General features: G+C 52.5%; 26 protein-coding genes and 1 riboswitch. Of the genes, 14 read left to right on the top strand and 12 right to left on the bottom strand.

Features of this window, described 5'->3' with window-relative positions:
* Positions 1 to 51: 51 nt before the first annotated feature.
* The 4 genes from P1X16_RS16985 to frr all read left to right on the top strand — a co-directional run bounded on the left by P1X16_RS16985 (position 52) and on the right by frr (position 2395).
* Positions 52 to 555 carry a biotin/lipoyl-containing protein gene (locus tag P1X16_RS16985; RefSeq protein WP_277231362.1) on the top strand — a complete coding sequence of 168 codons (504 nt, stop codon included), beginning with the start codon at positions 52 to 54 and terminating at the stop codon, positions 553 to 555.
* Between the two features lie 90 nt (positions 556 to 645).
* Positions 646 to 909 carry a hypothetical protein gene (locus P1X16_RS16980; protein ID WP_277231360.1) on the top strand — a complete coding sequence of 88 codons (264 nt, stop codon included), beginning with the start codon at positions 646 to 648 and terminating at the stop codon, positions 907 to 909.
* Between the two features lie 46 nt (positions 910 to 955).
* Positions 956 to 1744, top strand: coding sequence for a UMP kinase (gene pyrH, locus P1X16_RS16975; protein ID WP_277231358.1), 789 nt, complete (start codon positions 956 to 958; stop codon positions 1742 to 1744).
* 87 nt (positions 1745 to 1831) lie between these two features.
* On the top strand, positions 1832 to 2395 hold the full coding sequence (gene frr, locus P1X16_RS16970) for a ribosome recycling factor (RefSeq protein ID WP_277231356.1): 564 nt from the start codon (positions 1832 to 1834) through the stop codon (positions 2393 to 2395).
* Positions 2396 to 2485: 90 nt separating this feature from the next.
* On the opposite strand, the gene nadD is transcribed toward frr, so the two are convergent.
* The 7 genes from nadD to P1X16_RS16935 all read right to left on the bottom strand — a co-directional run bounded on the left by nadD (position 2486) and on the right by P1X16_RS16935 (position 7893).
* Positions 2486 to 3091: a nicotinate (nicotinamide) nucleotide adenylyltransferase gene (gene nadD, locus P1X16_RS16965; protein ID WP_277231353.1), complete on the bottom strand. Its 606-nt coding sequence runs from the start codon at positions 3089 to 3091 to the stop codon at positions 2486 to 2488.
* Positions 3088 to 3672, bottom strand: a complete 585-nt coding sequence (gmk, locus tag P1X16_RS16960; RefSeq protein WP_277231351.1) for a guanylate kinase — start codon at positions 3670 to 3672, stop codon at positions 3088 to 3090. The genes nadD and gmk overlap by 4 nt, the downstream gene beginning before the upstream one ends.
* 9 nt (positions 3673 to 3681) lie before the next feature.
* Positions 3682 to 3975 carry a hypothetical protein gene (locus P1X16_RS16955; RefSeq protein WP_277231349.1) on the bottom strand — a complete coding sequence of 98 codons (294 nt, stop codon included), beginning with the start codon at positions 3973 to 3975 and terminating at the stop codon, positions 3682 to 3684.
* A 15-nt stretch (positions 3976 to 3990) separates the two neighbouring features.
* Positions 3991 to 4638, bottom strand: a complete 648-nt coding sequence (locus P1X16_RS16950) for a sigma-70 family RNA polymerase sigma factor (RefSeq protein ID WP_277231347.1) — start codon at positions 4636 to 4638, stop codon at positions 3991 to 3993.
* A gap of 71 nt (positions 4639 to 4709) precedes the next feature.
* Entirely contained in the window at positions 4710 to 5681 is a 972-nt protein-coding gene (locus P1X16_RS16945) for an O-antigen ligase family protein (RefSeq protein WP_277231346.1), read from the bottom strand.
* Positions 5682 to 6021: 340 nt separating this feature from the next.
* Entirely contained in the window at positions 6022 to 7059 is a 1038-nt protein-coding gene (locus tag P1X16_RS16940; RefSeq protein ID WP_277231344.1) for a glycosyltransferase family 9 protein, read from the bottom strand.
* A 42-nt stretch (positions 7060 to 7101) separates the two neighbouring features.
* Positions 7102 to 7893: a glycosyltransferase family 2 protein gene (locus tag P1X16_RS16935; protein WP_277231342.1), complete on the bottom strand. Its 792-nt coding sequence runs from the start codon at positions 7891 to 7893 to the stop codon at positions 7102 to 7104.
* 84 nt (positions 7894 to 7977) lie between these two features.
* Here P1X16_RS16935 and P1X16_RS16930 point away from each other — a divergent pair, with 84 nt between their 5' ends.
* The 3 genes from P1X16_RS16930 (at position 7978) to P1X16_RS16920 (ending at position 11117) form a co-directional block, all read left to right on the top strand.
* Positions 7978 to 8847 (top strand): T9SS type A sorting domain-containing protein, encoded by an 870-nt coding sequence (locus P1X16_RS16930; RefSeq protein WP_277231340.1) that lies wholly within the window; start codon positions 7978 to 7980, stop codon positions 8845 to 8847.
* An 85-nt stretch (positions 8848 to 8932) separates the two neighbouring features.
* Positions 8933 to 9805, top strand: coding sequence for an SDR family oxidoreductase (locus P1X16_RS16925; protein WP_277231338.1), 873 nt, complete (start codon positions 8933 to 8935; stop codon positions 9803 to 9805).
* A gap of 121 nt (positions 9806 to 9926) precedes the next feature.
* Positions 9927 to 11117, top strand: coding sequence for a hypothetical protein (locus P1X16_RS16920; protein ID WP_277231336.1), 1191 nt, complete (start codon positions 9927 to 9929; stop codon positions 11115 to 11117).
* Positions 11118 to 11207: 90 nt separating this feature from the next.
* Here P1X16_RS16920 and ahcY read toward each other — a convergent pair whose 3' ends face one another.
* Together ahcY and P1X16_RS16910 are read right to left on the bottom strand one after the other, a co-directional pair.
* Complete coding sequence (gene ahcY / locus P1X16_RS16915; RefSeq protein ID WP_277231334.1) at positions 11208 to 12527, bottom strand: adenosylhomocysteinase; 1320 nt, start codon at positions 12525 to 12527, stop codon at positions 11208 to 11210.
* Between the two features lie 116 nt (positions 12528 to 12643).
* Complete coding sequence (locus P1X16_RS16910) at positions 12644 to 13381, bottom strand: DUF4397 domain-containing protein (RefSeq protein ID WP_277231332.1); 738 nt, start codon at positions 13379 to 13381, stop codon at positions 12644 to 12646.
* A gap of 135 nt (positions 13382 to 13516) precedes the next feature.
* Between P1X16_RS16910 and P1X16_RS16905 the strand changes: the two genes are divergently transcribed.
* On the top strand, positions 13517 to 14146 hold the full coding sequence (locus P1X16_RS16905; protein ID WP_277231330.1) for a hypothetical protein: 630 nt from the start codon (positions 13517 to 13519) through the stop codon (positions 14144 to 14146).
* 204 nt (positions 14147 to 14350) lie between these two features.
* Positions 14351 to 15538: an RsmD family RNA methyltransferase gene (locus P1X16_RS16900; RefSeq protein WP_277231328.1), complete on the top strand. Its 1188-nt coding sequence runs from the start codon at positions 14351 to 14353 to the stop codon at positions 15536 to 15538.
* 121 nt (positions 15539 to 15659) lie between these two features.
* Here the strand turns inward: P1X16_RS16900 and P1X16_RS16895 are convergent, their stop codons facing one another.
* Entirely contained in the window at positions 15660 to 16310 is a 651-nt protein-coding gene (locus P1X16_RS16895) for a DNA-3-methyladenine glycosylase (protein WP_277231326.1), read from the bottom strand.
* Between the two features lie 111 nt (positions 16311 to 16421).
* A riboswitch (cobalamin riboswitch) is annotated at positions 16422 to 16657 on the top strand.
* A gap of 156 nt (positions 16658 to 16813) precedes the next feature.
* Here P1X16_RS16895 and P1X16_RS16890 point away from each other — a divergent pair.
* Together P1X16_RS16890 and P1X16_RS16885 are read left to right on the top strand one after the other, a co-directional pair.
* Complete coding sequence (locus tag P1X16_RS16890) at positions 16814 to 18787, top strand: TonB-dependent receptor (RefSeq protein WP_277231325.1); 1974 nt, start codon at positions 16814 to 16816, stop codon at positions 18785 to 18787.
* Positions 18788 to 18834: 47 nt separating this feature from the next.
* Positions 18835 to 19929, top strand: coding sequence for a DUF5074 domain-containing protein (locus P1X16_RS16885; protein ID WP_277231323.1), 1095 nt, complete (start codon positions 18835 to 18837; stop codon positions 19927 to 19929).
* Positions 19930 to 20031: 102 nt separating this feature from the next.
* Here the strand turns inward: P1X16_RS16885 and P1X16_RS16880 are convergent, their stop codons facing one another.
* Positions 20032 to 20310, bottom strand: a complete 279-nt coding sequence (locus P1X16_RS16880) for a hypothetical protein (protein WP_277231321.1) — start codon at positions 20308 to 20310, stop codon at positions 20032 to 20034.
* A gap of 142 nt (positions 20311 to 20452) precedes the next feature.
* Here P1X16_RS16880 and P1X16_RS16875 point away from each other — a divergent pair, with 142 nt between their 5' ends.
* The 3 genes from P1X16_RS16875 to P1X16_RS16865 all read left to right on the top strand — a co-directional run bounded on the left by P1X16_RS16875 (position 20453) and on the right by P1X16_RS16865 (position 23832).
* Complete coding sequence (locus tag P1X16_RS16875; protein ID WP_277231319.1) at positions 20453 to 20794, top strand: hypothetical protein; 342 nt, start codon at positions 20453 to 20455, stop codon at positions 20792 to 20794.
* Between the two features lie 10 nt (positions 20795 to 20804).
* The gene (locus tag P1X16_RS16870) at positions 20805 to 21377 is read left to right on the top strand and encodes an AraC family transcriptional regulator (RefSeq protein ID WP_277231317.1); all 573 of its coding nucleotides are present in this window, start codon (positions 20805 to 20807) and stop codon (positions 21375 to 21377) included.
* Between the two features lie 175 nt (positions 21378 to 21552).
* Positions 21553 to 23832, top strand: a complete 2280-nt coding sequence (locus P1X16_RS16865) for a B12-binding domain-containing radical SAM protein (protein ID WP_277231315.1) — start codon at positions 21553 to 21555, stop codon at positions 23830 to 23832.
* Between the two features lie 104 nt (positions 23833 to 23936).
* On the opposite strand, the gene P1X16_RS16860 is transcribed toward P1X16_RS16865, so the two are convergent.
* Positions 23937 to 25031 (bottom strand): hypothetical protein, encoded by a 1095-nt coding sequence (locus P1X16_RS16860; RefSeq protein WP_277231313.1) that lies wholly within the window; start codon positions 25029 to 25031, stop codon positions 23937 to 23939.
* Positions 25032 to 25037 lie beyond the last annotated feature (6 nt).

Raw genomic sequence — 25037 nt, 5'->3', positions numbered from 1 at the left:
GAATTGGGCTATCTTTAAGCCCTTTTCCGCCCTAGCCTCCCTCCTCTGCTTATGTTACAGGTCAACACTAATTCAACGCAAACCTGGGACGTAGATTACCGTGCCGATAATCTGATAACCGTCAACAACGAGCCTTTCACCTGGGATATCGTGGTTTTAGGCCCTGGACGTTTTCATATACTTCACGAGGGCAAATCGATAGCAGCAGAAGTAATACAAGCGGATTATAGCACCAAAACTTTTCAGTTTAAGCTTAATGGCAGACTAGTGGATCTGCAAGTTAAGGATCGATTCGATTTATTGCTTGATAAACTAGGCATGAACACGGCCTCGGCCAATAAAGTAAATGAGTTGAAAGCTCCTATGCCTGGCCTTATTGTAGCTGTGCGCGTGGAGCCGGGTCAAGCAGTGCAAAAGGGTGACCCACTGTTGGTGCTTGAAGCTATGAAAATGGAGAACATTTTGAAAGCTCCTAGTGATGGCGTAGTAAGTGCCATCAAAGTTGGCTTGCGCAACAATGTCACCAAAGGGCAAGTGCTAATTCAGTTCAGCTAGTGGACGCTTTTCCTCTAGATTTTGCTTTAGTCAGATCGAAAGGAAGCTTTGTTTCTTCTCAGTTAAATAGACATCCACTTTTCACTTCCAATGAATGATAAGCAGCGGCTCCGTGAAATAGAGGAAGTGTTAACTGTAATTTTGCAGGAGCAAGAACGTCTTAAGGCTGAGGTGCGTCGGCTACGCGCCGAGCGGGACCGAGCCGAAGAACAAATACGTAAGCTTGAACAGCCTGCGAATGTACAGCAACAGGAATCCGGCTCGTTTGCGTCTTTTTCTGCCTCTGAAAGCACGCAACTACTTCAAGCAGAACATTTGTTGTTTCTGCTAACTCAACCTCAGACGCAGAATTAATCTTTCTGTCAAATTCACCTCGATTCTTCACTTAATCTCCCTTGTTTTGAAGTACAAACGAATCCTACTCAAGCTTAGCGGTGAGGCCCTGATGGGTAACCAGCAGTACGGTATTGATGCCACACGGCTTATGCAATATGCTGAGGAAATCAAGTCGGCGGCCGCTACGGGCACACAGGTGGCTGTCGTAATTGGGGGGGGCAACATCTTCCGGGGAGTGCAGGCCGCTGCTCTAGGTTTAGACAGAGTACAGGGCGACTATATGGGCATGCTGGCAACCGTTATCAATTCGATGGCGTTGCAGAGTGCTTTAGAGAAATTGGAAGTAAGTACCCGGTTGCTTTCGGGGCTTACCATACAGCGCGTGTGCGAACCTTATATTCGGCGCCGTGCAGTCCGCCATTTGGAAAAAGGTCGGGTTGTTATCTTCGGCGCTGGCATCGGCTCCCCCTACTTCACTACTGATTCGGCAGCTTCGCTACGCGCTATTGAGATAGAGGCCGATGTAGTACTGAAAGGCACTCGTGTGGATGGTATTTATACTGCCGATCCCGAGAAAGATCCTTCGGCTGTACGGTATCCAGAAATTACTTTCGAAGAAGTAATGGAGAAAAACCTAAACGTGATGGATATGACGGCCTTTACGTTGTGCAAGGAAAACAACCTGCCTATTATCGTCTTCGACATGAACCAAGAAGGCAACCTGCAGCGCCTTATTGACGGCGAAACAGTAGGTACGCTCGTAACGATGAATGGCGGCAACAAAGCTGCTGTTCCGGACTCTAAGCATAGCAGCCTACAACCTAGCTTGGACACGCCGGCTAGTCACGAATAATTTGTATTTAAAGAGTAAACGTAGCGAGTTCAAGGTTTCGCTATTGTCTACTTCTAGTACTTGATTTAAAAATCTTTCTTTTTACACATGGACGAAGAAATTCAGTTTTACCTGAGCGAAGCCGAAGAGTCAATGGGCAAGTCGCTGCAACACACTGGTTTGGAATTGAGCCGCATTCGTGCTGGCAAAGCCTCACCAGCTATGCTCGATTCCTTACGCGTGGACTACTACGGTACCCCCACTCCTATTGCCCAAATTGCCAATATATCGGTTCCTGATGCTCGCTCTTTGTTCATCAAGCCGTGGGAGAAAAACATGATATCGGAGGTAGCGAAAGCCATCAAGAATAGTGACCTAGGCTTGAACCCAGCATCGGATGCGGAAGGCGTGCGACTCAATATTCCGCCCATGACGGAAGAGCGTCGGCGTGACCTAGTAAAGCAGGTGAAGAACGAGACGGAGAGCGGCAAAATTCGCATCCGTGGTATTCGCAAAGATGTGAATGAGTCCTTGCGCAAGTTGCTGAAGGATGGGGCCGCAGAGGATGCTATAAAAGATGCAGAAGCCAAAGTTCAAAAGGCAACTGATACTTACATCAGCAAGATTGACGAACTGATGAGCAAAAAGGAGTCAGAAATCATGACCATCTGATTTCTTAGGTTCAACACCCTACTCACTACCCATTCAAAACAGCAAGGCCTTCCAATGAACTTGGAAGGCCTTGCTGTTTTGAATGGGATATTACTTTCGCCAATAGCCACTCGCAACAATCTGTTGTTCTACTGCCTCAGGCACTAAATATCGTATTGACTTTCCGGCTTCTATACATTGCCGAATAAAGGTTGCGGATATATCAAGTAGAGGCGCAGTTACAATGCGCACGTTACTATTTACTTCCTTTTCCGCAGGTAAAGCATAGCCTGGCCGCGGGTAAACGTAAATGTCGAATTCACGCTGAATATGTTCGGTATCTTTCCAACCAGCTAGCCCAAGTAGATTGTCGCCGCCCATCAAGAGCACAAACTCCGATTCTGGATGAAGCCGACGAAGTTCGTCGAGGGTAGTGATAGTGAAGTTAGGTTTGGGGAGTTTGAACTCCAAGTCTATAGCGCGCAACCGGTTGTTGCCAGCAATAGCCGCCTCTACTAAAGAGAAGCGGATAGCCTCGGGTAGTAAGTCTTGGTTTACTTTATAGGGGCTCTGAGGCGAAACCACAAGCCACACCTCTGATAAGTCGGTGTGCGTGGCCATGTACTGAGCCAGAATCAGGTGCCCGGTATGAATGGGGTTAAAAGAACCGAATAGCAACCCAATACGTGCTGAACGAATGGTAGCAGCTACACTCACAGGCTCTCAGGCTCGGAGGCAATAAAATCGCGCACCAAGCGTTCAGCAGTTGCTGTAGCTTCGTCGAGGTCGTCGTTGACTACTGTGACATCGAACCGGTCTTCGAACGTAAGCTCGAAATTGGCTTTGTAAAGACGCGCTGAGATGCTAGCCGCTGAGTCAGTAGCCCGATGACGTAGCCGTCCTTCCAGAACTTCCAAAGAAGGCGGCTTGACGAAAATTGCCAGCGCACGATCTTTGTAAAACTCCTTGATGCTTAAGCCACCTTTCACGTCGACGTCGAGCACGGCGTGTTTGCCGCTCTGCCAAATGCGTTCAATCTCGGATTTGAGAGTGCCGTAGAAGGCTCCCTCGTATACTTCTTCCCATTCCACAAAGGCGTTTTCCCGAATTTTCTCCTGGAACTCCTGGACGGAAATAAAGTAGTAATCCTTGCCGTTCGCTTCAGCACGCCCTCGACGGTCGCGGGTACAAGCAGAAATTGAGAAGTTTAGCTCTGGAATACGATCCAACAGCCGATGAACTATAGTGGTCTTACCAGCTCCTGAAGGAGCCGAAAATGCTATGATTTTGCCCTGCATCGGGCAAAATTAGACCATTTCCACTTGTAAGCGCGACAAAATAGTTTGCGACAAAGAATTTGGAGCACCTTTACGGTCCACATAAGTAGACAGGAAGCCGATAAATGCTTGCTGCTTACTGATGTCGTCAAAGCAAGGCGAACAATCATCGGCATGATGAACGATGTATTCTTCGTCTTCCACGGTAGGCTCGTGGCCTACTACAAGCTGGTCGAGTATCATATTCACACGGTCACAGTCGGCAGCTGGCGTTACGGCGTGCTGCGTGGGAGATTTGGTTTGAGTAGTAGAGTTGCTTTCCATGATTTCCTTTCCTTTTTAGTCTGTTGTGGTATCGTCTTCGTCGGTTTCCTGGTCTTCAGCTCCGTTGCCGTAGCCCATTGACTGTGCATACTTTTCCAACTTGTCCTTCAAGAAATTTCGGGCCCGGTGGAGGCGCGAACGGACCGTTCCGATAGGGATATCCAGCACTTTGGCCATTTCCTCGTACGTGAACCCTTCTAGGTCGCAGAGAATAATGACGGTGCGAAAATCCACGGGCAGTGAGTTGAGTGCGCTGGCCACCTCGTCGCCGATGAGGTCGCGCACGGCTTGCTGCCGCATATCAGACGAGGTACCACCCACGTCACTGTCGGACTCGACGTCTTCCGAATTGTAATAGCCTTCAATTTCGCTATAGTCGACCTTGGCGGGCTGCTTACTCTTTTTTCGAAAGTCGTTGATGAACGAGTTTTTCAGGATGCGAAACAGCCATGCTTTCGCGTTGGTTCCCTGTTCGAAGTACTCAAAGAACCGATAGGCCTTCAAATAGGTCTCTTGGACGAGGTCGTTAGCGTCGTCTTCATCGAGTGTTAGGCGGAAGGCGAAATTGTACAGAGAGTCGATGACAGGCATTAGCTCCGCCTGAAATCGTCGGTCTTTTTCTTCCTTACTTAACTTCGGAACCCGGTCGGGAGAGTCGCTCATAGAGGCTCGGCAGATAGAGGCAGATACTGAAAACTGCCTTGTAAACAAATGTACTGATTATACCATCCCGTTCAAGCAGCTGAAACAGCTGTGTGGCGGGCCTCTCGTTCAGCGCTTACCACTAGAAAACCGTAGAGAAACACGAACATATTGAAACCAATTTGCATTTGTAGCAACGAATCAACCAAGTTGGCCACGCTCATCATGAGCAGGAAATGTATGACGTACGGATTTCTACGTAATGGAGGTTGCAAATAAGGCGCAAACAATACCAGCAACCACAGCAACAACCCCACTACTCCGCCTCCAACAGCGTACTCTAGGTACTGGTTATGGGTCATAGCCCAGTTTTTGGGCTTCATGCCAAAATTATAGTAGGCGTACTGATACAGCATAGCCTTATCGACGTCGGCCATGCCTACTCCTAGGATCGGGTGCTCACGCGCTATGAGCAAAGCGGTTTCCCAGGCAGCAAGACGCTTGGATGCCGAAAAGTCGCTGATATCTTGCTGCGTTTGATAGTGCTCTATATCATAGATTGTAGTATCCACTCGCTCTTTTACTGAATCCAGGGAGTGATAGGCCACCAGCGGAAAGCCTACTAAGATTAGTAAGGTAAACAGGCCTAATAAGAAGCGTCGTTGCAAGACCACTAAACTAATTGCATCAAATAGAAGCATGGCATAAAGCACCAAAAGACCGGTGCGATAGGCCAGCACGTGCATGACAATAAATATCACAAGGGCACAGCCGAGCAACAGCCAGCGAGTGGCCGGTATGGCTATAGGACTGGACCGCATAAGCAAGGCAAAGAAAAAAGCTAGCGCCAGCATGATGCTGAAGTGAATATGGAATATCCCCGTGGTAGCGGGGATGTTATGCCCCATATTTATCATGCGGTTGGCTTCTTCAGGATCAACCAGATATCCTCGTAAGGTAGTTATTGACAACAGCGTGGCTAACCCAACATAAAGCAGCCCGATACCAAACTTCTGGCGTGCACTAAGAGGCACTGCTACAGCAAACGCCAGCGGTACTACCACGAAAGGCAGTTTACGGTACACCTCGTGCCGCCATATTCCGAGCTCTGTAGTGTAAAGGCCGCTTAGTACGATAAACAAGTAAAGCAGGGCAATACTAACTACGGTTCGCAGCCGTAGCCACTGTCGTAGATTGGCACGCAACTGTGGCTGTGTACAGGCAGCAACTACGCCCACTATAGGGCTCAAGGCTACTAAGGCTCTAGAGGCAAAAAGCCCAATAACGGCAGCTACACAGGCCAGCAGCAATAAGTACTGCGACACACGCCCGGTTTGGTAGAGCTGACGTAGAGAAGGGGCTGCGACAAGTACTTCGGTCATAAAAGATAACAGGAGCCATAACTTAGCTTGGCAAGTTAGGCATTGGTTTCCAGGCTAAAATGTGGTGCAGAGCCTGTGCAGGAGCTAACGCTTTGATACAAGTACATGCCGCTGGCTGACGGCGGCAGTCTTGGCAGTCGGGACGGTCAAACACAAGGTATTCGGCGCGTGGCCCTAATGGCGCCCAACGACCGGGATGCATCGGTCGGATGGGGGGATAGAAGCCCAACGTATAACGCCCTAAAGCAGCAGCTAAGTGTAGAGGCCCTGTGCTTCCGGCCACTATCCCGTCGGTTTGGTGCAAAAAAGCCAAGAGTTGAGGCAACGTTAGGCGCCCCGTCAGGTTGGCAGTCAAATAGGATTGATGTTCTGTTAGCCACTCTCGCAGTTCTTCTCCTTCGGCAGCAGTTCCCGTCACGAATACCCGGTGCCCAGCCGCGTGCAAAAGCCGAGCCAGCGTACCGAAATGCGGTAACCCCCATTCGCGGGCGCTACCGCGGCTACGAGGGTGCAGCACAACGTTGAGCTGCGTTGCAGTTCGCTCACTTAGGAGCTGGTTCCATTGTGGATCAAGCTGCTCGGAGGGCTGCAGCCGTACTAAGTTTGCTACTTCTGCTACAGAGAGCGAAATACCTGCATGAAGCGGGGCTACTAGTTGCAAGTTCTGCTGCGCCTCGTGCAGCGGTGAATGCCGCCGACTTAACGCAACTAATCGGTTGCAGGTAAACCAGTGGAATACACGATTACGAGTGCCGATGCGGATAGCAATGCCGGCTTGGCGAGCTAGGGTAGCCAGTAGCTTATTGGGAAATACATGCAGGATGGCCTCAGCATGTTGCGCCTTCAGCAACTGAATCTGTTCGACTTTGGGCAGCGCACTCAGAAGATCGAAATTCACAAAATCGTCTACCCACGGACAGGCTTCGGCTACGGCTTGGGTGTAGGTGCGGCCGATGAGGACGACACGGCAGCCTGGAAAAAGCTGTTTTAGTTGCCCGCATACTGGCAGCGTGAGTACCACGTCGCCGATAGCATCTGTGCGGCTTACCAAAAAAGTCATTTTCCGCTAGTTAGAGAGAAGACCATCCGTAGTACGCGCGTGTTATTGTTCATTGCTCTTTCCTCCTATCCTATTTTCGCTTCTTCCGAATTTGAGCTTGGCGAACTTCAAGAATACCCCTAAGGCAGAAATAACGGCGATACTGAGCCCTGCGAAACCATCCAGAAAGCCTAGCCGAAAAAAGTAGCCGTGCACAAACCGCCACCAGGGTTTAAGCAGAAGGTGAAACAACGTGACGCGTCGCTTATTTGCCAACCACAACTCGTCGGCTGCAAAACTCGTGAAACGGTTTAGCTGGCTGACGTGCTGCTCTACGGAATAGTAAGAGTAATGCAGCAAATCACCGGATAAAGTACCTGCTGCTTGTCCGTCTGCGAGTTGGAACCGCTCATGTAGTAACAGGCCCTGCCATTCTCCTTGCCGCCGATCGTAAAGGCGAAGCTTCCGGTCGGGGTACCAGCCGCTGTGGCGCACCCAGGTACCGCAGTAGTTGGTAAGCCGTGTTAGTGTGTAGCCAGCATGCTGCCAGTGCTGCTTTACCTGCCGAATGCTTTGGCGCAGTTCTTCGGTAAGCACCTCGTCTGCATCAAGCTGAAGCACAACATCATGATAAGCTTGGGTGGTAGCGAAATTCTTTTGCGCCACATACCCTTCAAACGCGTGTTGAACGACACGCACCCCATGCTGCTGACAGATTTCCACCGTGCGGTCAGTGGAAAAAGAATCTACCACCAACACGTCTTCCGCTACATCGTGCAGGGCTTCCAGGCAACGCGCAATATTTTGCTCTTCATTGTAAGTAATAACGACGACGGAGAGAGGGACAGCTGGCATGTACTGCAAATATCCAGGTTTTCTGTGGCCTGGGTTACTTCTTGTATTTGATGGCATCAAATACAGGTTATACCATGCTGCATTATGCCTACTTCTAGCTTATTCCGCTTCAGCTACCTGCCTATTTGGATATGCTTGCTGCTTTTAAGTAGTGGCTGTGATGGCCCGGCTGAGTGGCCACCTCTTTTTTATTTTAGCCATTACCCGGTGCGTCACCCGCTCGACTTAACTAAGGTAGTTGGGAGAGAGGTACGGCTACTTTCTGGGCAGGATACGCTAGAACTGCGCATTCAACACGACGCGTCAACTCGTCTCAATCTCCTCACCGATGCTGTTAGCGGCGATACGCTACAACGGGTGTGGGTTTGCCGCTACCGTGGCCTGTATTACTTTACTTGGCCTATTAGCGATACACGCTACTGGGTTCATGCCGTCCGAATCAAACGCAACCAGGTACAGGGGCTAGACGATGCTTACCGCCAGCTCAACCTTGTAGAGCAGGCTGTTCGAGCTGGCCAATTCCCCGACCTGGTGCAGCACCACGACTCGGCTACAGGTATTCTGCAGCTCCAATTCGAACCTAAGAAACTGCACAGGCTCTATACAACAATGCTCGACAGCCTACCTATTTATAAAGTAGAGCCTCGAACGCCTTACCCAAATCTTACTACAAAGATGGCTTCTACATTATCTATAACTCAGACCTCAAAACCGTTACTTAATAGCATGTACCCCAATCCAGCGTCGGATATTTTAACCCTGAGGGTGACCAGCAACGCTACATGTGAGGCAACTATTTACGATATAGCAGGAAGACCTGCGCAAACTATCTCCGTCCCGACGGCTACCACCACGGCACAAGTTCAGCACTTGCCTGCAGGCAACTATGTGGTTAGAGTGCGAGAAGCAACTACTGGTCGAGTTGCCACTCAACGGCTGCGAATTGAACATTGAACGCTGCTAGCAAAGAAAGTAAAGTAAGAAGTAGCCTCAACCGTTAGCCTACGTATACTTCAGTCACATCCCGTTACTACACTGTATGTCAGACTTAAAAGGCAAAATTGCCCTTGTTACAGGGGCCACATCTGGAATTGGCGAAGTAACAGCTCGCGAGCTAGCCAAACAAGGTGCCCATGTGGTGTTGCTAGCACGCAATGCGGAGAAAGCCGAAGCTACACGACGTAAGATTGTAGCTGCTGCCGGCCACGATTTAATAGGGGTATTACTCTGTGACCTGTCAGACTTAGGACAAGTACGAAAAGCCGCCGAGACATTCAAACGAATTTATCCTCGCCTTGACATACTTATTAACAATGCTGGATTGCTGTTTGGGCACCCGCGCCAAGTGTCGGCTGATGGATATGAAATGGGAGTTGCTACCAACCACCTCGGCCCTTTTCTGCTCACTAGCCTGCTACTCGATGAGCTAATGAAAAGCTCAGATGGCCGCATCGTGAATCTGGCTTCCGAAGCGTACCACTTCGCGAAACCTAACCTCTCCGATTTTCAGTCGGAGCGCAGCTATAGCCCCATGCGGGTGTACGGCAACACCAAGCTCTACAACATCATGTTCACGCAGGAGTTGGCGCGGCAGCTACGGGCACGAAATATCCATAACGTAACGGTAAATGCGGTGCATCCTGGCGCAGTGGCCAGCAACTTCGGTGACAGTTCCAGCGGCTGGTTGTCTGTTCTCACCAAAGTGTTTCGCCCCTTCATGCTAACGGTAGAGCAGGGCGCAGCAACCAGCATCTTTCTGGCTTCAGAGCCTGTAGGCGCTGAGGTGAGTGGCGGATATTTCGAGAAGAAACAGGCTAAGGCTGTAAAGCATCCTTTCAACACACTAGAAAACGCACAGTCACTATGGCACGAAACAGAGCGGCTTGTGCAACATAATTTCTTTCAAGACTAAAGCTTATAATTCCCTCGAAAGTTGATATAGCGTTGCTTTTTAAGCTTTTACTTGTGGCGTACATTTGAGTAGGGCGCAAAGTGCTGCTCTTATCTATCCCTGTAAAGTTATTAGTGCTATCGTGTCAACAACCAAAACTCAGGAAACGTATCGTTCTTATGGTACTGCTAAAGGCTGGCGAATCTTTATTTACATTTTCGCGCCACTGCTAATTCTACTGTTTTTCTCGTCGCCGCTTTGGATGTTCGAGGGCGAATGGACAGGAATCAGGATTGGCTTTATTGCAGGAGCATGGTTGTTCGGGTTGTTCTTTTGTTACTGTCTCTACGAAACAGCAAAAGGTCGCCATATCATCACAGAAGACAGCCTAGTATATCAAGGCGCATTTCGGCGCAAAGAATTACCCCTCGATAGTATCAAGGGTTACCGTATCGACCAGCAATACACATACGTAGAGCCAAGAACTGCCGCCAACCCCAAAATTCGTATTGGTTATACCAGCGAAAAGTACAGCGAAATTCAGCAGTGGCTGTCCTCCCGATTCCCTGACCTCGATAAGCAAGAACAAGAGCAGGAAGAGGGGGCTATTCTAGACGACTATAATCTGGGGCATACAGCTTCGGTACGAGAGGAGAACCTAGCTGCTGCTCGCAAAACAGCTAAACTAGTAAATGGTGTAGGCCTAGCAACTGGAGCTTGGCTTTTTCTCTTACCAAATCCTTATTTCTGGGCTATTACTGCAGGGTTGGCTGTGCCTTTGGCAGGTATTGCCGCTTTGTTTTGGCACCGTAACATCATCCGCCCTGATGAGCAGAAGAACAGCGCTTATCCATCAGTGGCAGCTGCTTTGTTCGCTCCCACTTTTGGGCTACTTCTACGCGACATACTTGACTACGAGCTGTTATCTTACACGCCCATTTTGCCAATTGCGGGTACGGTAGCCGCTTTGGTTGGAGCAGTGGTGCTATTGGGAAGCCGAGAGTTCATGCAGCAGCAAAAGTTGCGCTTGAGTATAAACCTAAGTGTTATAGCGTTTGCGCTGCTTTACGGTTATAGCTCTACAGTAGCTATCAATTGTGTATTCGATGAAGGACAGCCTGTTCGTCATAAGGCAGAAGTGCTCAGTAAACATTATTCATCGGGCAAAACTACCACCTACTATCTACACGTTTCTCCTTGGGGGGCGCGCACCGAGGCAGAAGACATCACGGTTTCAGAAGAGTATTACGACCGAATACAACCTAGCACCACTATTAATATCTACCAGTTGCCTGGTCGGTTAAACGTACCTTGGTTTACTGCTGGCAATTAAGATGCTAAACAATATGGTGACCTTCTAAAAGTAAAACCCCGCCCGGCGCATTGCCAGGCGGGGTTTTACGTTCTTAGTTACTTGTATCGACTAGTAACGGTACAGGTCAGACTTGAATGGACCTTCTACTGATACTTTGATGTAGTCGGCTTGCTTAGGCGTCAACTCGTCCAGCTCAACACCAATCTTGGCGAGGTGGAGGCGGGCTACTTTCTCATCAAGGTGCTTAGGCAGCGTGTATACTTGCTTTTCGTACTTGTCGGCGTTCTGCCACAACTCCAACTGAGCCAACGTTTGGTTAGTGAAGGAGTTCGACATTACAAACGAAGGGTGACCCGTAGCGCAGCCCAGGTTTACAAGGCGACCTTCAGCTAGAATGATAAGTTCTTTGCCGTCGATGTTGTAGAGGTCAACCTGTGGCTTGATGGTGTCTTTGGTGTGGCCGTAGTTCTTGTTCAACCACGCCATGTCGATTTCATCATCGAAGTGACCGATGTTGCAGACAATGGCCTTGTCTTTCAGGGCGCGGAAGTGCTCACCGGTCAGGATGTCGCAGTTACCGGTAGCAGTTACTACGATATCTGCTTCCTTCACCGCAGTAGCCAGCTTCTTCACAGCGTAGCCGTCCATAGCAGCTTGCAGGGCGCAGATTGGGTCAATCTCGGTTACGATAACACGAGCACCGGCGCCAGCCAAGCTAGCAGCCGTACCTTTTCCTACGTCACCGTAGCCAGCTACTACAGCTACTTTACCAGCCATCATTACGTCGGTAGCCCGGCGAATAGCATCAACAGCCGACTCTTTGCAGCCGTACTTGTTGTCGAACTTCGACTTAGTAACCGAGTCGTTTACGTTGAAGGCAGGGAACAGCAAGGTGCCATTCTTCACCCGCTCGAACAAGCGCAGTACACCCGTGGTAGTTTCTTCGGAAACACCTTTAATACCGGCAGCCAGCTCAGGGTATTGGTTGAGAACCATGTTGGTGAGGTCACCGCCGTCGTCGAGGATCATGTTCAGAGGCTCGCGCTTCTCGCCGAAGAACAGCGTCTGCTCGATGCACCAGTTGAACTCCTCTTCGTTCATACCCTTCCAAGCGTATACCGGAATACCAGCAGCCGCAATAGCAGCAGCAGCGTGGTCTTGGGTAGAGAAGATATTGCACGACGACCACGTCACATCAGCACCCAATACAATCAGGGTTTCGATGAGTACAGCCGTTTGAATGGTCATGTGCAAGCAGCCAGCAATGCGCGCGCCTTTCAGCGGCTTCGATGCACCGAACTCCTCACGCAATGCCATCAGGCCGGGCATTTCAGCTTCAGCCAAACGAATTTCCTTACGGCCCCACTCTGCGAGGCTCATATCTTTTACTTTGTACGGAACGTAGGCCGTGGTTTTGGTCTCAACCATGATATAAAAGGTTTTTTGCGAGTCAACTGCAAAGATAGCTAAAATGTTATTCGGACTTAAATACAAGAAAGCCTGTCTCTTTCGGGACAGGCTTCCTACTATAATTTAGGCAGGATTTAGTTGTTCTGAATTATGACTGCTCTAGGTTGCAAGGTCGGGTCTAGCAGTGTACTATTTACTCCGCGTACTACTACCGTATAGATTTTACCGGCTTCGTACGCCTTATTGCCAACACTACCAGAACCAGTGCCATCACCAACATTTGTAACTGTTGCAGACGATGATCCGCTGGTAACAGCTAAGTTGTATGATCCCGGCAGAATTTCTACAAACGGCGACGCATTACCGAACTGGGTTTCCGTGCTTGGAATATCTGCTACAGCAGGCACCGTCGTAGATAGCTTAACGGAAGTAGGCGCTCCTTGACCCAAGTGCACAATACGGATCTTGGCTTTGCCTGACGCAGGCGCAGTTAAGTCATCGGGAAAGGAAACTAAGCCTACCGTCTGGGACGTGGGGGCGTAGGCAAATACCGAGTAGTACTGGTTAGAGGCTATAGTAACTGCTTGGGAGGCAACCTCATTGCCATTGCTGGCTACACTGATCTTAAAAGTTGGCGTACCGGCATTGACATTCAAATAGAAGGAACTCTTACCATAGTCAAGCTGCCCTATTTCGTTGTTATCGACTAATGCCTTCATCTTCACATTAGCTGATGCTGCAGCATGCGTAATCAACACTCTGCCCTGATCAGGCGAGGCGAGATCATCGTCGCCGCAGCTCGTAAACACCAAGGCAGCAGGCCAGGTGAAAAACAGAAGAAAACGGCGAAATAAAGTGGAAAGGGACTTCATCAGCTGATACTGTAGGAAAGGAGAATTAGGACTTGCGCTCAGAACGAATACTTAAATGGGTTTGTTGAGCCACAACCAAAATCTTTCCTGCCAAGATATGTAGCTTCTTGTCTTGCAGCGTATTAAATTTGTACCATGCAATACACCGTTCTCGCCCCTTACCACGCACACCTACGCGTATTTGTCCTATTTTTTGTTGTTGCGTTGCTACTTAGCAACCCACTTCGTGCCCAACAGGGCTTTACTACCATCAAGCTAAGCCCAGAGGATGAAAATCGGGGTCTGAACGGGGTTCAGAAGAACTTCTACTTCACGACCAAAGACTCTCCTTCGGACGACGATTACCAAAACGCCGGGTATTTTGGGCAACGGCTTCGGCCATACTTGGCTGGCAACAACGAGGCGCTGGAAAACCTGAATCTGTACCGCCGTCAGAAGTGGCTATTCTTAGCTGAAAGAGCTGTGTTTATGGGTTCGGTTGCTACTTACGGTGCGCAAGTGTTACGCGGCGACGGTGAACAGCGCTACTTCGACAACCGGCAAAAAGTAGTGATAGGCGTAGCTGCGGTAAGCTTGCTATCCAACATCTTTATTACTCGCCATACCAACGAGCATTTCGAACGGGCCGTGAACGCTCACAATGCCGGTCAGCCGGCAGCTCATCGTACTGGCAGCTTACTCCAGCGGTTAGCACCAAACGGCATTGGAGTAGCTGCCGCTCCCACTGGGCAGCCGCAACTGGCACTGCGCTGGCAAATTCGCTAGGGCTAGGGTGCGTTCGTAACGCCAATACTTGCTATCGTAGCAATAAAGTTTTCAGGCTAATTCATCAGGCAAGGCACTCTTACCTGCCCTGAAAGCGTTTACTTCACGGTATTAATGTCAGGAAGCACCATTGTATGGCGCTTCCTGACGGCTTGGGTAGGCCTAATGGTCAACCACGCTTTTTTTTGTTCGTAGGAGTAATTCATGGAATTTCCGTTGCCCGAGGCGGCGCGTCGATACGTTGCGAAGCACCTGTACGATGACCCCGCCCAATTGGCTTTGCAAGCCCGCCGTTATCCCAGTCTGCCTGTTCCGGAACTGGTTCGTCAGATCCAGGCCCGTCAGAAGGCGCGCTTAAAAGTGCCCGCTTGGGCTGATAACCCCGACCTTATCTTTCCACCCACTTTGTCGGTGGAGCAAGCTTCCTCGGCTCGCACTGCGGCGTTCAAAGCTTCTCTAGTTAATGGGCAGCGTCTAGTTGATCTAACCGGAGGGTTTGGCGTAGACGTATCGTACTTTGCTGAGCAGATACCCGAAGTGCACTATGTAGAGCGCAATGCCGCTTTGGCAGATGTAGTGCGCTATAACCTAACGCACTTAGGAATTACCAATGTGCAGTTCCATACTGCCGATGCGGTGAATTTTCTGCGCAATACGCCCGACACCTTCGACTGGATTTATCTGGACCCAGCACGCCGGGATAACGCATCTCGTAAGATCTTTAAGTTGCAGGACTGTGAGCCAGACGTATTGCGCTTACTGCCGCTGCTGCTGCATAAGGGGCGCCGCGTGCTGCTGAAAACGTCGCCGATGCTTGATATCGAGCAGGCCTTGCAGGAACTGCGGCAGGTACGCCGCTTGTGGGTGGTGGCCGTAGATAACGACTGCAAAGAGGTGTTGTACGAATTAGGTCCGGAAGCCGCTGTAGACCCGGAGCGGTACACCGTAAATTTGCTGCGCACAGGAGAGCAACAAGAATTTCGGCTGAACCGGGCGCGCGAAGCGCGTGCCATATCCCGATATGCTGAGCCGCAAGACTATTTGTATGAGCCGAACGTAGCGGTGCTGAAAGCGGGAGGATTCCGTAGCATTGGTACCGCTTTCGAGTTCCTCAAGCTACACCAGCACAGTCACCTCTACACCTCCGATACCCTACGCCCCGAGTTTCCGGGTCGAATCTTCCGCATTCGGGCAGTGGAGCGCTACGATGCACAAGCTATAAAGGCGCACCTTGGTCCTGAGGCTCGCGCCCACGTCACAACCCGTAATTTCCCTGATACCGTTGCCGACTTCCGTCATCGTACTGGTATTCGGGAAGGTGGCGAGACCTATTTGTTTGCTACCACTAATCTAGAGGGCAAGCTGATGGTACTGGTGTGTGAGAAGCTGTGAGATACAACTAGAAGTATTCTACTTATTGTCAACAGCAAAACAGGCTTGCCATTTGGCAAGCCTGTTTTGCTGTTAATGGTATAATCAAAGTTGTGTCAAGCAGATCGTGCTATAGGGCAAGCTACCGGGCGGGACTTGTCCATTTGCTGCCTTTGATACGGAAGCGCCACGGTAGTGCTGCATCGAGGCCTGCATAGTCTATGCCGACGCGGGCACTAGCCACAATCAGGTCTTCGGAAATAATTTCCTGACGATCTTCCAGCCAAATAGTGTCACCGGTGAGGTCGGTGCCGTAGTGCTGAGTGCTAATTCCCAGAGCCTGAGTAAGTAGACCGGGGCCGCCGGTCAGGTTGCGTTGAAACTTGATGGTGCCACGGCGAAGTAGCATCTCGGGAATGCCTTCCAGAGGCTCTAGCCCCCGAATCAGTACGGCATCGGCCTTGCCAGCTTCGTTGGTAATGATGTTGAACAAGGCATAACGACCGTACACGAGGTACACATACGCCACGCCGCCGGCCTCGTACATGACTTTAGTACGAGCTGTATAGCGCCCGAGGTGCGAGTGGCAGGCTTGGTCGTTGATGTGAGCGTATGCCTCGGTTTCGACGATGCGCCCCCCCGTCAACACCCCGTCGATGTTGGTGTAGAGATGCTTGCCAAGCAAGTCGCGGGCTATCTGCACCGGGTCGGGACGACGATAGAAATCCAACGGAAGCTTCGTCGACAACTTAGTGGGTTCTGCTTGGGGGCTGGGGGTAGGGTTAGTAATCATCTGGGCAAACATTGAAAGGAATGAAACATGCTACCGTTCAGCAAACAAAGCTAAAAGAACTGCATACGAGCGTCCTTGAAAACCAGCGACGACAAAGCAGAAACTCCTTTCTATCTTTGCAGTTGCAAAGGTGGCCAGACTCCGATTGAGGGGCGAGGCTGAAAAGGGAATCCGGTTAAACTCCGGAGCTGTCCCCGCAACTGTACGCTTCACGAATTGGGTGCGCCTCTGCTGCCACTGTTTCGCAGAAAGCTTCTTGCCTGACCTAATCGGGGCGAAGCCGGAGAAATGGGAAGGCGGCGTACCGGAAGTTAGCCAGGAGACCTGCCTTTGCGTTTTCAATGTTCAGCGCCTTCGGAGGAAAGGCGGAGAATGAATGCAGCAACTGCTTTGGGGCGGTTGATTTCCTCTGTTTTCGGCCTCGGCTTCGGCGTGGCTTTCCTGTCAAGAAAGCTATTCTGAAAGTTTTGAACTGAATTTTCCTGATAGGGGATTTAGTTCTGATGAATACTTTTCGTGAGCGGTTTCCTGGCTTGTTGCCGCTATGCTGTAGTTGGGTAAGTGGGCTATGGTGCGTGTTGGCTGGCCCCACTGCGGTAGCCCAGCGCGCCCCTTCCACTGTCCTCGATTCGGTACAACAGCTACCCAATGTGCGCGTACCCGGTGTGCGGCTTAGCCGGTTCGCAGTTGGCAGCCGCGACCTCACGCTGGACTCAACCGCTCTGGCACCCTACCGCAGTGGCACGTTGACGGATGCCTTGTCGGCACGCACGCCGCTTTACTTGAGGAATTACGGTCCCGGTCAGCTGAGCACCATCACGATGCGCGGCACTTCGGCGCAGCATACAGCCGTGCTGTGGAATGGCTTCAACATTATGCTGCCTACCCTGGGGCAAAATGACTTTGCGCTGCTGCCCGTGAGTGGCAACTCGCGGATTGATGTGCAGCCAGGGCCAGCGGCGGGCTTATATGGCTCGGGAGCAGTGGGAGGCACTATCCTACTGTCGTCGCCGGTGCAGTGGGGAGCCGGGCTGCGTGGGGCGGTGCAAGTGGAAGGCGGCAGTTTCGGGCTGCGGGCCGGCAACCTGGAAGGCAGCTTCAGTAACGAGAAGCTGGCATTGCGCACCAGTATCTTTTACCGCCAAACGCAAAACAACTTTTTCTACCACTCGCCCGAAATCGGGGGAGTGGTACGGCGGCGGCAAGAGAATGCCAGCCTTTGGCAAGCCAGTATAGCCCAGGACCTGATACTGCGCGTAGGACAACGAGGTGAGGTGACGGCCGCTTTGTGGCTCACGGATGCCGACCGCCACTTGCAGCCTGCTATTGGCGCCGCAAACAGCAACGCTCAGCAACGAGACCAAAGCCGCCGACTAACGGCTGGCTACCGCTTGGTTGGCACCCAGCACGAATGGGCGGTGCGCGGCGCTTGGTTTGAAGATGTATTAGACTACCGCGACGATGCCAATGGCTTAAGTGCTTCGCGGGTACAAACCACCCAGGCCCAAGCTGAGCACACGTGGAACTTCACTTCCAGCGCCTCGGTGCGGGTGGGCGCGGAAGCGCAGCATTTCGCCGCCCGAGTCGATGGGTACGGCCCCACGCCACTCACCGAACAGCGGTATGCTGGCTACGGGCTTTTGCGCTACGACCCTTGGCCGCGGCTCCAACTCTCGCTCAACGTGCGCCAAGCAGTGCTGCCCGGCCACCGCGTGCCCCTCACTCCTACTGCCGGCTTGCAGTGGCAGCTACTCGAAACGGAACGCCAGACGCTGCAGCTTAAAGGCAACGCCTCGCGCAGCTACCGCGCCCCTACCCTCAACGACCGGTACTGGCGGCCCGGCGGCAACCCCGACCTACTGCCTGAAGTTGGACTCGGTTACGAAGCTGGTCTTGTCCATACCCTGACAAACCCACCCGCTCACCTCAACTGGCAAACCGAGCTAACAGCTTATCAGCAGCTGGTAGACAATTGGGTGCAGTGGACACCCTTGGCAACGGGTATTTGGTCACCCCGAAACCTGCGGCAGGTGCGGGCGCGGGGCGTCGAAGCTAGCACCCAGTTCACGTGGAAGCCAGGCGCCTACCGGCTCTTAGCGCGAGTAGCCTACAACTTCACGCAGTCGGAAAAAGTAAGCGGTACCGTTTACGACACGGATCCTACCAACCGGCAGCTCCCGTATGTGCCGTTGCATACGGCGGCATTCAGCACCGACCATCACTGGCGGCAGTGGGAAGCCAGCAGTACGCTCACGTTCACCGGATTTCGCTATACCAATGCTTCCGGCTCGGATTTCCTGCCTTCTTACTTTCTGTTGAACACGACGCTGGGACGCACGCTACTGCTTCACCCCGGCTGGAAACTAACTGCTTTGGTGCAAGCGTACAACCTAACTAATAGCAACTACCAAAGCTACCAGAACCGGGCTATGCCACCTCGCTATGCCGCGGCCAGTTTGCGGCTTGCTTGGCGCTAACGCCTGGCAACTTCTTTGACATTCTTGTTTTACCGTTCCCCTTTTTCATGAAACCATTTTTCGCGTTTTCAAGCGCGCCTGTTCGGGTGTTACTAGGCAGTGCCGCTGCCTTAAGTCTAGTTGCCTGCGACCCGGACTCTGACCCAGATCCAAATCAAGCCATTACTCCTACCAAAACCGTGTTTGTAGTGAACGAAGGCAATTTCATGAATTCAAACGCGGAAATCAGCTCCTTCAGCAAAACGACGGCGTCGGTATCTCCGAACCTGTTTTCAACAGTAAACAACCGGCCCCTGGGCGACGTGGCTCAAAGCATGGCGGTGCAAGACAGCACCGGCTACATCGTGGTCAACAACAGCAACAAGCTGGAAGTAGTGAACCTGCGCACCTTCCGGTCGTTGGCTACTATCAACAATCTGAAACTACCCCGCTATTTTGCGGCTGCTTCGGCCACCAAAGGGTATGTAACCGAAACAATATCCTATTCAGGAGCTCCGGGTCAGGTGTCAGTAATTGATTTGAAGACGAACACCGTCACGAAGTCCATTGCAGTAGGTGTGGAGCCCGAGCAGTTGCTGGTAGTAGGCAACCGACTATACGTAGTCAATGGGGGCGCCAACACGGTAACGGTTATCAACACGACCACCGACGTGGTGGAAGGCACTATCACCGTGGGCGACTCACCCAACAGCTTGGTCTTGGACCGCAACAACAAGCTATGGGTGCTGAGCGGCGGCAATGTGGTGTACAACGCCAACTACACTGCCATCGACTACACCAAGACCACCAAGGGCAGTTTGTCGAGCATCGTTCCGGGTCAGCTGACGGCCACAACCCGCGAGTTGGCGACGAACTTAGCTCAACCCGGCCGTCTAACTACCAACGGGGCCAAAGATAGACTCTACTACACGTTCCAAGGCGGCGTGTACTCGCTTGGGGTTAATGATGCCAATCTGCCGACCACCCCAATCATCAAGCGCAGTTTGTACGGGCTAGGCATCGACCCGCAAGACAACACCATCTACGGTGGCGTGTCCAACGGTTTCAACGGTGCAGGCAAAGTGATTCGCTACCGTAACAGCGGCGCACCTATCGACTCTTTCGATGTACGTGTAGGGCCGAACAGCTTCTTGTTCTACTAATAGACAGTCGCGCCCATTAAGTAAGAACAAACCATTGCTGACATAAAAATGGCCGGTCTCCTTACGAAGCCGGCCATTTTAATTTGGTTCTTTAAGCTCGGGTTAGTCGGCAAGGCCGTCGTTGTTGCGGTCCTTGCGCTTGGCGGCATCTTCGTAGACCTGGCGGTTGCTTGGGGTATTGGTAGTATCACGCTGCAAGCCGGAAGTAGCGGAGTCGCTGGCGGAGCTAGACGCCTGCATGTCGTTGGAATCGTTGTCTTTGTAAGCGTCTCGCTCCACATTGGTGTCTCCGGTATCGCTGCCGGTGTTGCAGGCAGTAAGGGAAGCTGTAGCCAACAGGACGGCGGCAAAAAGCAGGCGGGGGGTCGAGGCGTATTTCATGGCGAAGAGAGTAGCGGTGTGGCAGAAAAATATTCTGTATAGCCTATGATACGGTAAAGTGGAGGCATCGTTACCGGCAAGACAAGCTGGTCCGATACGACCTGTAGCAGAAGCGGTATATTTGCCGCCCTGCTGTTGTCTTATGAGCCGTCCTGCTTCCCCTTCTTTCAACTACCAACCCCTGCTGCGGCGGGCTGGTATTCTGGCCGCCGTGAGCCTCGTATTGGCCGTGGCGCTGGTGTCGTTCCTATTTGGTGTCGAAGACGAATTCTTCAGCCGGGTGAGTGGCGCTTTTTTCGTATTTTTCTGGCTGTTGTCCGTAACATTTTTGGGGGTAGTCCCCTTTGTAAGTTGGGCAGCTAACCGCTGGTTGGGCAACAATTTCAGCAAAACTAGTGTCCCGCTTGCTCGTAAGCCGCGAACCGCCTCTTCTGCGGCAACCGTTCGTAAGCCTGTGCGTACAGTATCTGGTCATAATAAATAATCCATAACCCGTGAAAACAACACTGCTCCATATTAAGAACATGGTTTGCCCACGCTGCGTGGAAGCCGTCCGCACCCTACTCGAACAAGCTGGCTACCACCCGACGGAGGTAACCCTAGGCCACGCCCAGCTCGACAAGGATACTCCTGCCGACCCTGCTGCTGTGGCGCCTATCTTACGTGAAGCGGGATTTGATGTGCTCATGGGCCGGGCCGAACAAATGACCGAGCAAATCAAGGCGGCTCTGGCGGAGTATTTGGAGCACCTGCGCACAGCGCGGATGCCCCTAACTACCTCGGCCTTCCTGACCGACCGTTTTGCGGCTACTTACTCTCACCTGAGCAAGGTATTCTCGCGGACGGCCAACCTGACCATCGAGAAATACCTGATCCGGTTGAAAATCGAGCAGGTAAAAGAAATGTTGAGTTACGGCGAAATGACCCTCAGCGAAATTGCCGACCAGATGCGTTACAGCAGCGGTCAGCACTTGAGCAATCAGTTCCGCCAGGTTACGGGCCGCTCGGTTAGCGAATTCCGCCGCGACCTGATGCCCAAGCGCCTGTCGCTCGACCAACTAGCATAAGTTTTTATTTAGGTTATACTAGCAGACCGCCCGGCTTCTACTTAGGAAGCCGGGCGGTCTTTTTTAAAGCTGCACGGCTCCTTGCTTTATTAGCTGGCTATATAGGGAACAGACTAGTGCGCCCCGACGTTTTGCCGAGCCGTATCTTTGCGGCTCGCTTTGTTGTTGTGCTCCTGTGTCTTCTCTTCGCATCCTGCTCATTACGCCGCCGCTTACGCAGCTAAACACGCCCTACCCCGCCACAGCTTATCTGAAAGGGTTTCTGGGCGGGCGCGGTTATTCCAATGTAACGCAGGCGGATTTGGGGCTGGAACTGGTGCTAAAGCTGTTTTCCGAAAACGGTCTGCGGCGGGTATTCAGTGAAATAGCAACCGGTAACTTCGAGTTGAGCGACAACGCCCGCCGGATGCTACGGCTGCAACGCAGCTACCTGAGCACTATCGGGCCCATCATTCGCTTCCTGCAAAACAAAGATAACACCCTCGCGCCGCGCATCTGCCATAGCCGGTTTCTGCCCGAAGCCAGCCGATTCGACAACGTAGCCGATCTGGAAGCTGCTTTCGGGACTATGGGCCTCACCGATCAGGCTCGGCACCTGGCCACGCTGTACCTGGAAGACCTAGGCGACCTGATCAAGGAAACGGTGGGGCCACAGTTCGGCTTTTCGCGCTATGCCGAAAAGCTAGCCATGTCGGCCACTACCTTCGATGCGATGCACGAGGCACTGCAAAGCCAGCCCAACCTTCTCGACCAGATGCTGCTGGAGTTACTAGACGAATTGATGGAGCGTGTGCAGCCCGATGTGGTTGGTTTCACGGTGCCGTTTCCGGGCAATCTGTACGGAGCGCTGCGGCTAGCAGGCCGCGTCAAAGAAATCAGCCCTGCTACCAAGACCCTGATGGGCGGCGGCTACCCCAACACCGAGCTACGCCAGATTCAGGAGCCTCGTTTTTTCGATTACATCGATTACCTGACCCTCGACGATGGCGAAGGCCCGTGGCTGCGGCTCCTGGAACATATCAGTAACCAGTTACCGGTTGCCCGCTACGAGTTGGAGACAGGTTCCTCATTGCCTGTCGGCCTCGGCTACCAATCCGAGTTGACAACCGACAACCTACAACCAGCAACCCAAGCTTTTCAGCGGACTTTCCTGCGCAACGAGGCTGGCGAGGTGGAATACATCAACCACCCTCACCCGGATATTCCGCATCCCGAAGTAGGCACGCCCGACTATTCTGATTTGCCGCTGAGTGAGTACCTATCAGTGATTGAGGTACTCAACCCGATGCACCGCCTTTGGAGTGATGGGCGCTGGAACAAGCTCACGGTTGCCCACGGCTGTTACTGGAAGCGTTGCTCGTTCTGCGACGTGACCCTGGATTATATCTCGCGCTACGAGACGGCGCCCGCTACTTTACTCGTTGACCGTATCGAGCAAATCATAGCCCAGACCGGGCAAACGGGCTTTCACTTTGTAGATGAGGCCGCACCTCCCCTGGCGTTGCGCGACTTAGCAATCGAGCTGCTGAAGCGGCGGGTTAGCATAACGTGGTGGGGCAACATTCGCTTCGAGAAAACCTTTACGCCCGACTTGTGCCGACTGCTCGCCGCTTCGGGTTGCATTGCCGTATCGGGCGGGCTGGAAGTGGCATCGGACAGGCTGCTGGCTTTGATGGAAAAGGGCGTCACTATTGCGCAGGTGGCCCGTGTAACGGATGGCTTCACGCAGGCAGGTATCATGGTGCACGCCTACCTGATGTATGGCTTCCCGACCCAGACTGCTCAGGAAACCGTGGATAGCTTGGAAGTGGTGCGGCAACTATTTGCGGCGGGCATTGTGCAAAGCGGCTACTGGCACCGCTTTTCGATGACGGCCCACTCGCCGGTAGGTAAAAATCCGGCGAAGTACCAAGTGGTACCCATCGGCCCCGAGCCCGGTGCTTTCGCCTGGAACGACTTGTGGCACGACGACCCCACCGGCACCGACCACGAACAGTTCGGACCGGGTTTGGCCAAGGCGCTCTACAATTATCTGCACGGCGTGGCTCTGCAAGAACCGCTAAGCTTCTGGTTCGATTTCCGGGTGCCCAAGACTACCGTTCCGCGCCAACTTATTCAGCAGGCTCTCCAAGACTCCGGTAAACCTGATTTCGCCAAGCAGAATCTGCGCTTGTTTTGGTTGGGTAACACTCCGGAACTGCGACAGGAGTCGGGCAAGAAAGGCCAACGTGCGGTGCTTACGTTTTACGAGCAAGCCGAAGATTTCGAGGTGATTGTACCGGCTGCTCTTGGCCCGTGGCTGCAAGATCTGCTCACTACCCTAACGCAAGACTACGATACCAAGCTTCTACTCAAAGACGCGGCCCGTACCTTTCCGGCTGGCCAGTCCTTCCAGCAGTTTCTTGACTCGCCAGCGTGGCACCTGTTGCGAGAAAAGGGGCTTCTGATACTGTAGCACCACCAGAACGTTTACGCTTTGTCAGCGCACAGTTGTCCTGGAAATAATTGAAAAACTAGCCTGTTCAGAAATGGCCCGTGGGGAGTTTCAGGAAGCTTAAACTACTTACGCCACTCCTGTATGGCTTTCACGTAGCCGGAAACAGGCCGTGGCCAGTTCCACTTTCCTTCTTCGGTTAAGCCACCCGGCACCCGAAAGTTGGCGTCAGCTTTTGGGAAGGTTTGGATCAGGGTGTTGCGGCGGAAGCCTAAAGCATTGCGTAGTCTGCGGGTACTTTCCTTCACATTCAGGGAAGTGTCAGCAGCGGCGTACAGCCCCAACACAGGCACACGCTGACGAGTAAGTCCCTGAAACGGCTTGGCTTGCTCAACAGAAGCAACCGGCACATTTTCCAGCACCACAAAGGCCGCTTGCGGCTTTACTAGAGTAGCGGCCGGAATTACTGCCGCCGCTGCATCACCGGTGGCCCACAGTCCGATTTTGGTGGTGTCGGTGGTTGGGGCCCGCCGTAGAGCCAAGAGCACTGTTGCCGCCGTACGAAGCGTAGCCGAATCGGGCAGTTCGGCAACAGGATTCACGGGCACTACCGTCGTTACAAAACCCTGCCGAGCTAACTGGCTTGCCCGGGCAGTAGCTGCCGCTTGGTGCGCAGCATCCGCAAAAAGCGCTACTGCTGCGTGCTGCGTGGCCGTGTCGTTGGGCACGAGTACAGTAAGTGGTGGACTATGGAGGGCAGGCTGCGCTGGTAGTTGCTTCTCCTGATACGGGCGCGGCTCTGGCTGCCCACGCCGCACCCATACAAAGTCGGCTCTAACGCTGTCGAGCGTGAACACGCCCCGCAGAAAATCACCCTCCCGGATGGCCGTAATTTGAATGCCACCCGGCTGCGCGGGTTCCTCAAAGCGAAGCTGTGGTTCGGTGTAGCTAAGGTTGGTAGCCGCAAAGTCCAGTGCTTCTATTTCCGGGAAATGCAGATCAGCTTCTAGTTGGCCAGGCTTGCTTTCGCGCAGATCGAGCACTGTCAGCAGTTCGGTGCCCTGGTAGCTAATCGGACCCTCATAGTGCCCTGTCGGCAACGATACCACCGCTTTTTGGCCGGAATCAAGGGAGCAGCCCGCTAGCAGCAAAACCACGACAGCCCACCATACGGGCCGGTGGCACCAAGGCGCAACACTAACAGAACGGGTATTTCTCACGCAACG

Source organism: Hymenobacter sp. YC55, assembly GCF_029433095.1.
In the GTDB taxonomy this organism is placed as follows: Bacteria; Bacteroidota; Bacteroidia; order Cytophagales; family Hymenobacteraceae; genus Hymenobacter.
Note: the sequence above shows the minus strand (reverse complement) of the source record. Positions and strands in the feature narration are given on the sequence as shown.

Bases quoted from the DNA above. Each gene is read 5' to 3' on its own strand.
- P1X16_RS16910 (WP_277231332.1), bottom strand. From the start codon at position 13,381: ATGAAGTCCCTTTCCACTTTATTTCGCCGTTTTCTTCTGTTTTTCACC.
- P1X16_RS16935 (WP_277231342.1), bottom strand. From the start codon at position 7,893: ATGCCAGCTGTCCCTCTCTCCGTCGTCGTTATTACTTACAATGAAGAG.
- P1X16_RS16930 (WP_277231340.1), top strand. From the start codon at position 7,978: ATGCCTACTTCTAGCTTATTCCGCTTCAGCTACCTGCCTATTTGGATA.
- P1X16_RS16985 (WP_277231362.1), top strand. From the start codon at position 52: ATGTTACAGGTCAACACTAATTCAACGCAAACCTGGGACGTAGATTAC.
- P1X16_RS16890 (WP_277231325.1), top strand. From the start codon at position 16,814: ATGAATACTTTTCGTGAGCGGTTTCCTGGCTTGTTGCCGCTATGCTGT.
- P1X16_RS16900 (WP_277231328.1), top strand. From the start codon at position 14,351: ATGGAATTTCCGTTGCCCGAGGCGGCGCGTCGATACGTTGCGAAGCAC.
- P1X16_RS16950 (WP_277231347.1), bottom strand. From the start codon at position 4,638: ATGAGCGACTCTCCCGACCGGGTTCCGAAGTTAAGTAAGGAAGAAAAA.
- P1X16_RS16885 (WP_277231323.1), top strand. From the start codon at position 18,835: ATGAAACCATTTTTCGCGTTTTCAAGCGCGCCTGTTCGGGTGTTACTA.
- P1X16_RS16955 (WP_277231349.1), bottom strand. From the start codon at position 3,975: ATGGAAAGCAACTCTACTACTCAAACCAAATCTCCCACGCAGCACGCC.
- ahcY (WP_277231334.1), bottom strand. From the start codon at position 12,527: ATGGTTGAGACCAAAACCACGGCCTACGTTCCGTACAAAGTAAAAGAT.
- P1X16_RS16880 (WP_277231321.1), bottom strand. From the start codon at position 20,310: ATGAAATACGCCTCGACCCCCCGCCTGCTTTTTGCCGCCGTCCTGTTG.
- P1X16_RS16905 (WP_277231330.1), top strand. From the start codon at position 13,517: ATGCAATACACCGTTCTCGCCCCTTACCACGCACACCTACGCGTATTT.
- P1X16_RS16940 (WP_277231344.1), bottom strand. From the start codon at position 7,059: ATGACTTTTTTGGTAAGCCGCACAGATGCTATCGGCGACGTGGTACTC.
- P1X16_RS16875 (WP_277231319.1), top strand. From the start codon at position 20,453: ATGAGCCGTCCTGCTTCCCCTTCTTTCAACTACCAACCCCTGCTGCGG.
- P1X16_RS16895 (WP_277231326.1), bottom strand. From the start codon at position 16,310: ATGATTACTAACCCTACCCCCAGCCCCCAAGCAGAACCCACTAAGTTG.
- P1X16_RS16980 (WP_277231360.1), top strand. From the start codon at position 646: ATGAATGATAAGCAGCGGCTCCGTGAAATAGAGGAAGTGTTAACTGTA.
- gmk (WP_277231351.1), bottom strand. From the start codon at position 3,672: ATGCAGGGCAAAATCATAGCATTTTCGGCTCCTTCAGGAGCTGGTAAG.
- P1X16_RS16925 (WP_277231338.1), top strand. From the start codon at position 8,933: ATGTCAGACTTAAAAGGCAAAATTGCCCTTGTTACAGGGGCCACATCT.
- frr (WP_277231356.1), top strand. From the start codon at position 1,832: ATGGACGAAGAAATTCAGTTTTACCTGAGCGAAGCCGAAGAGTCAATG.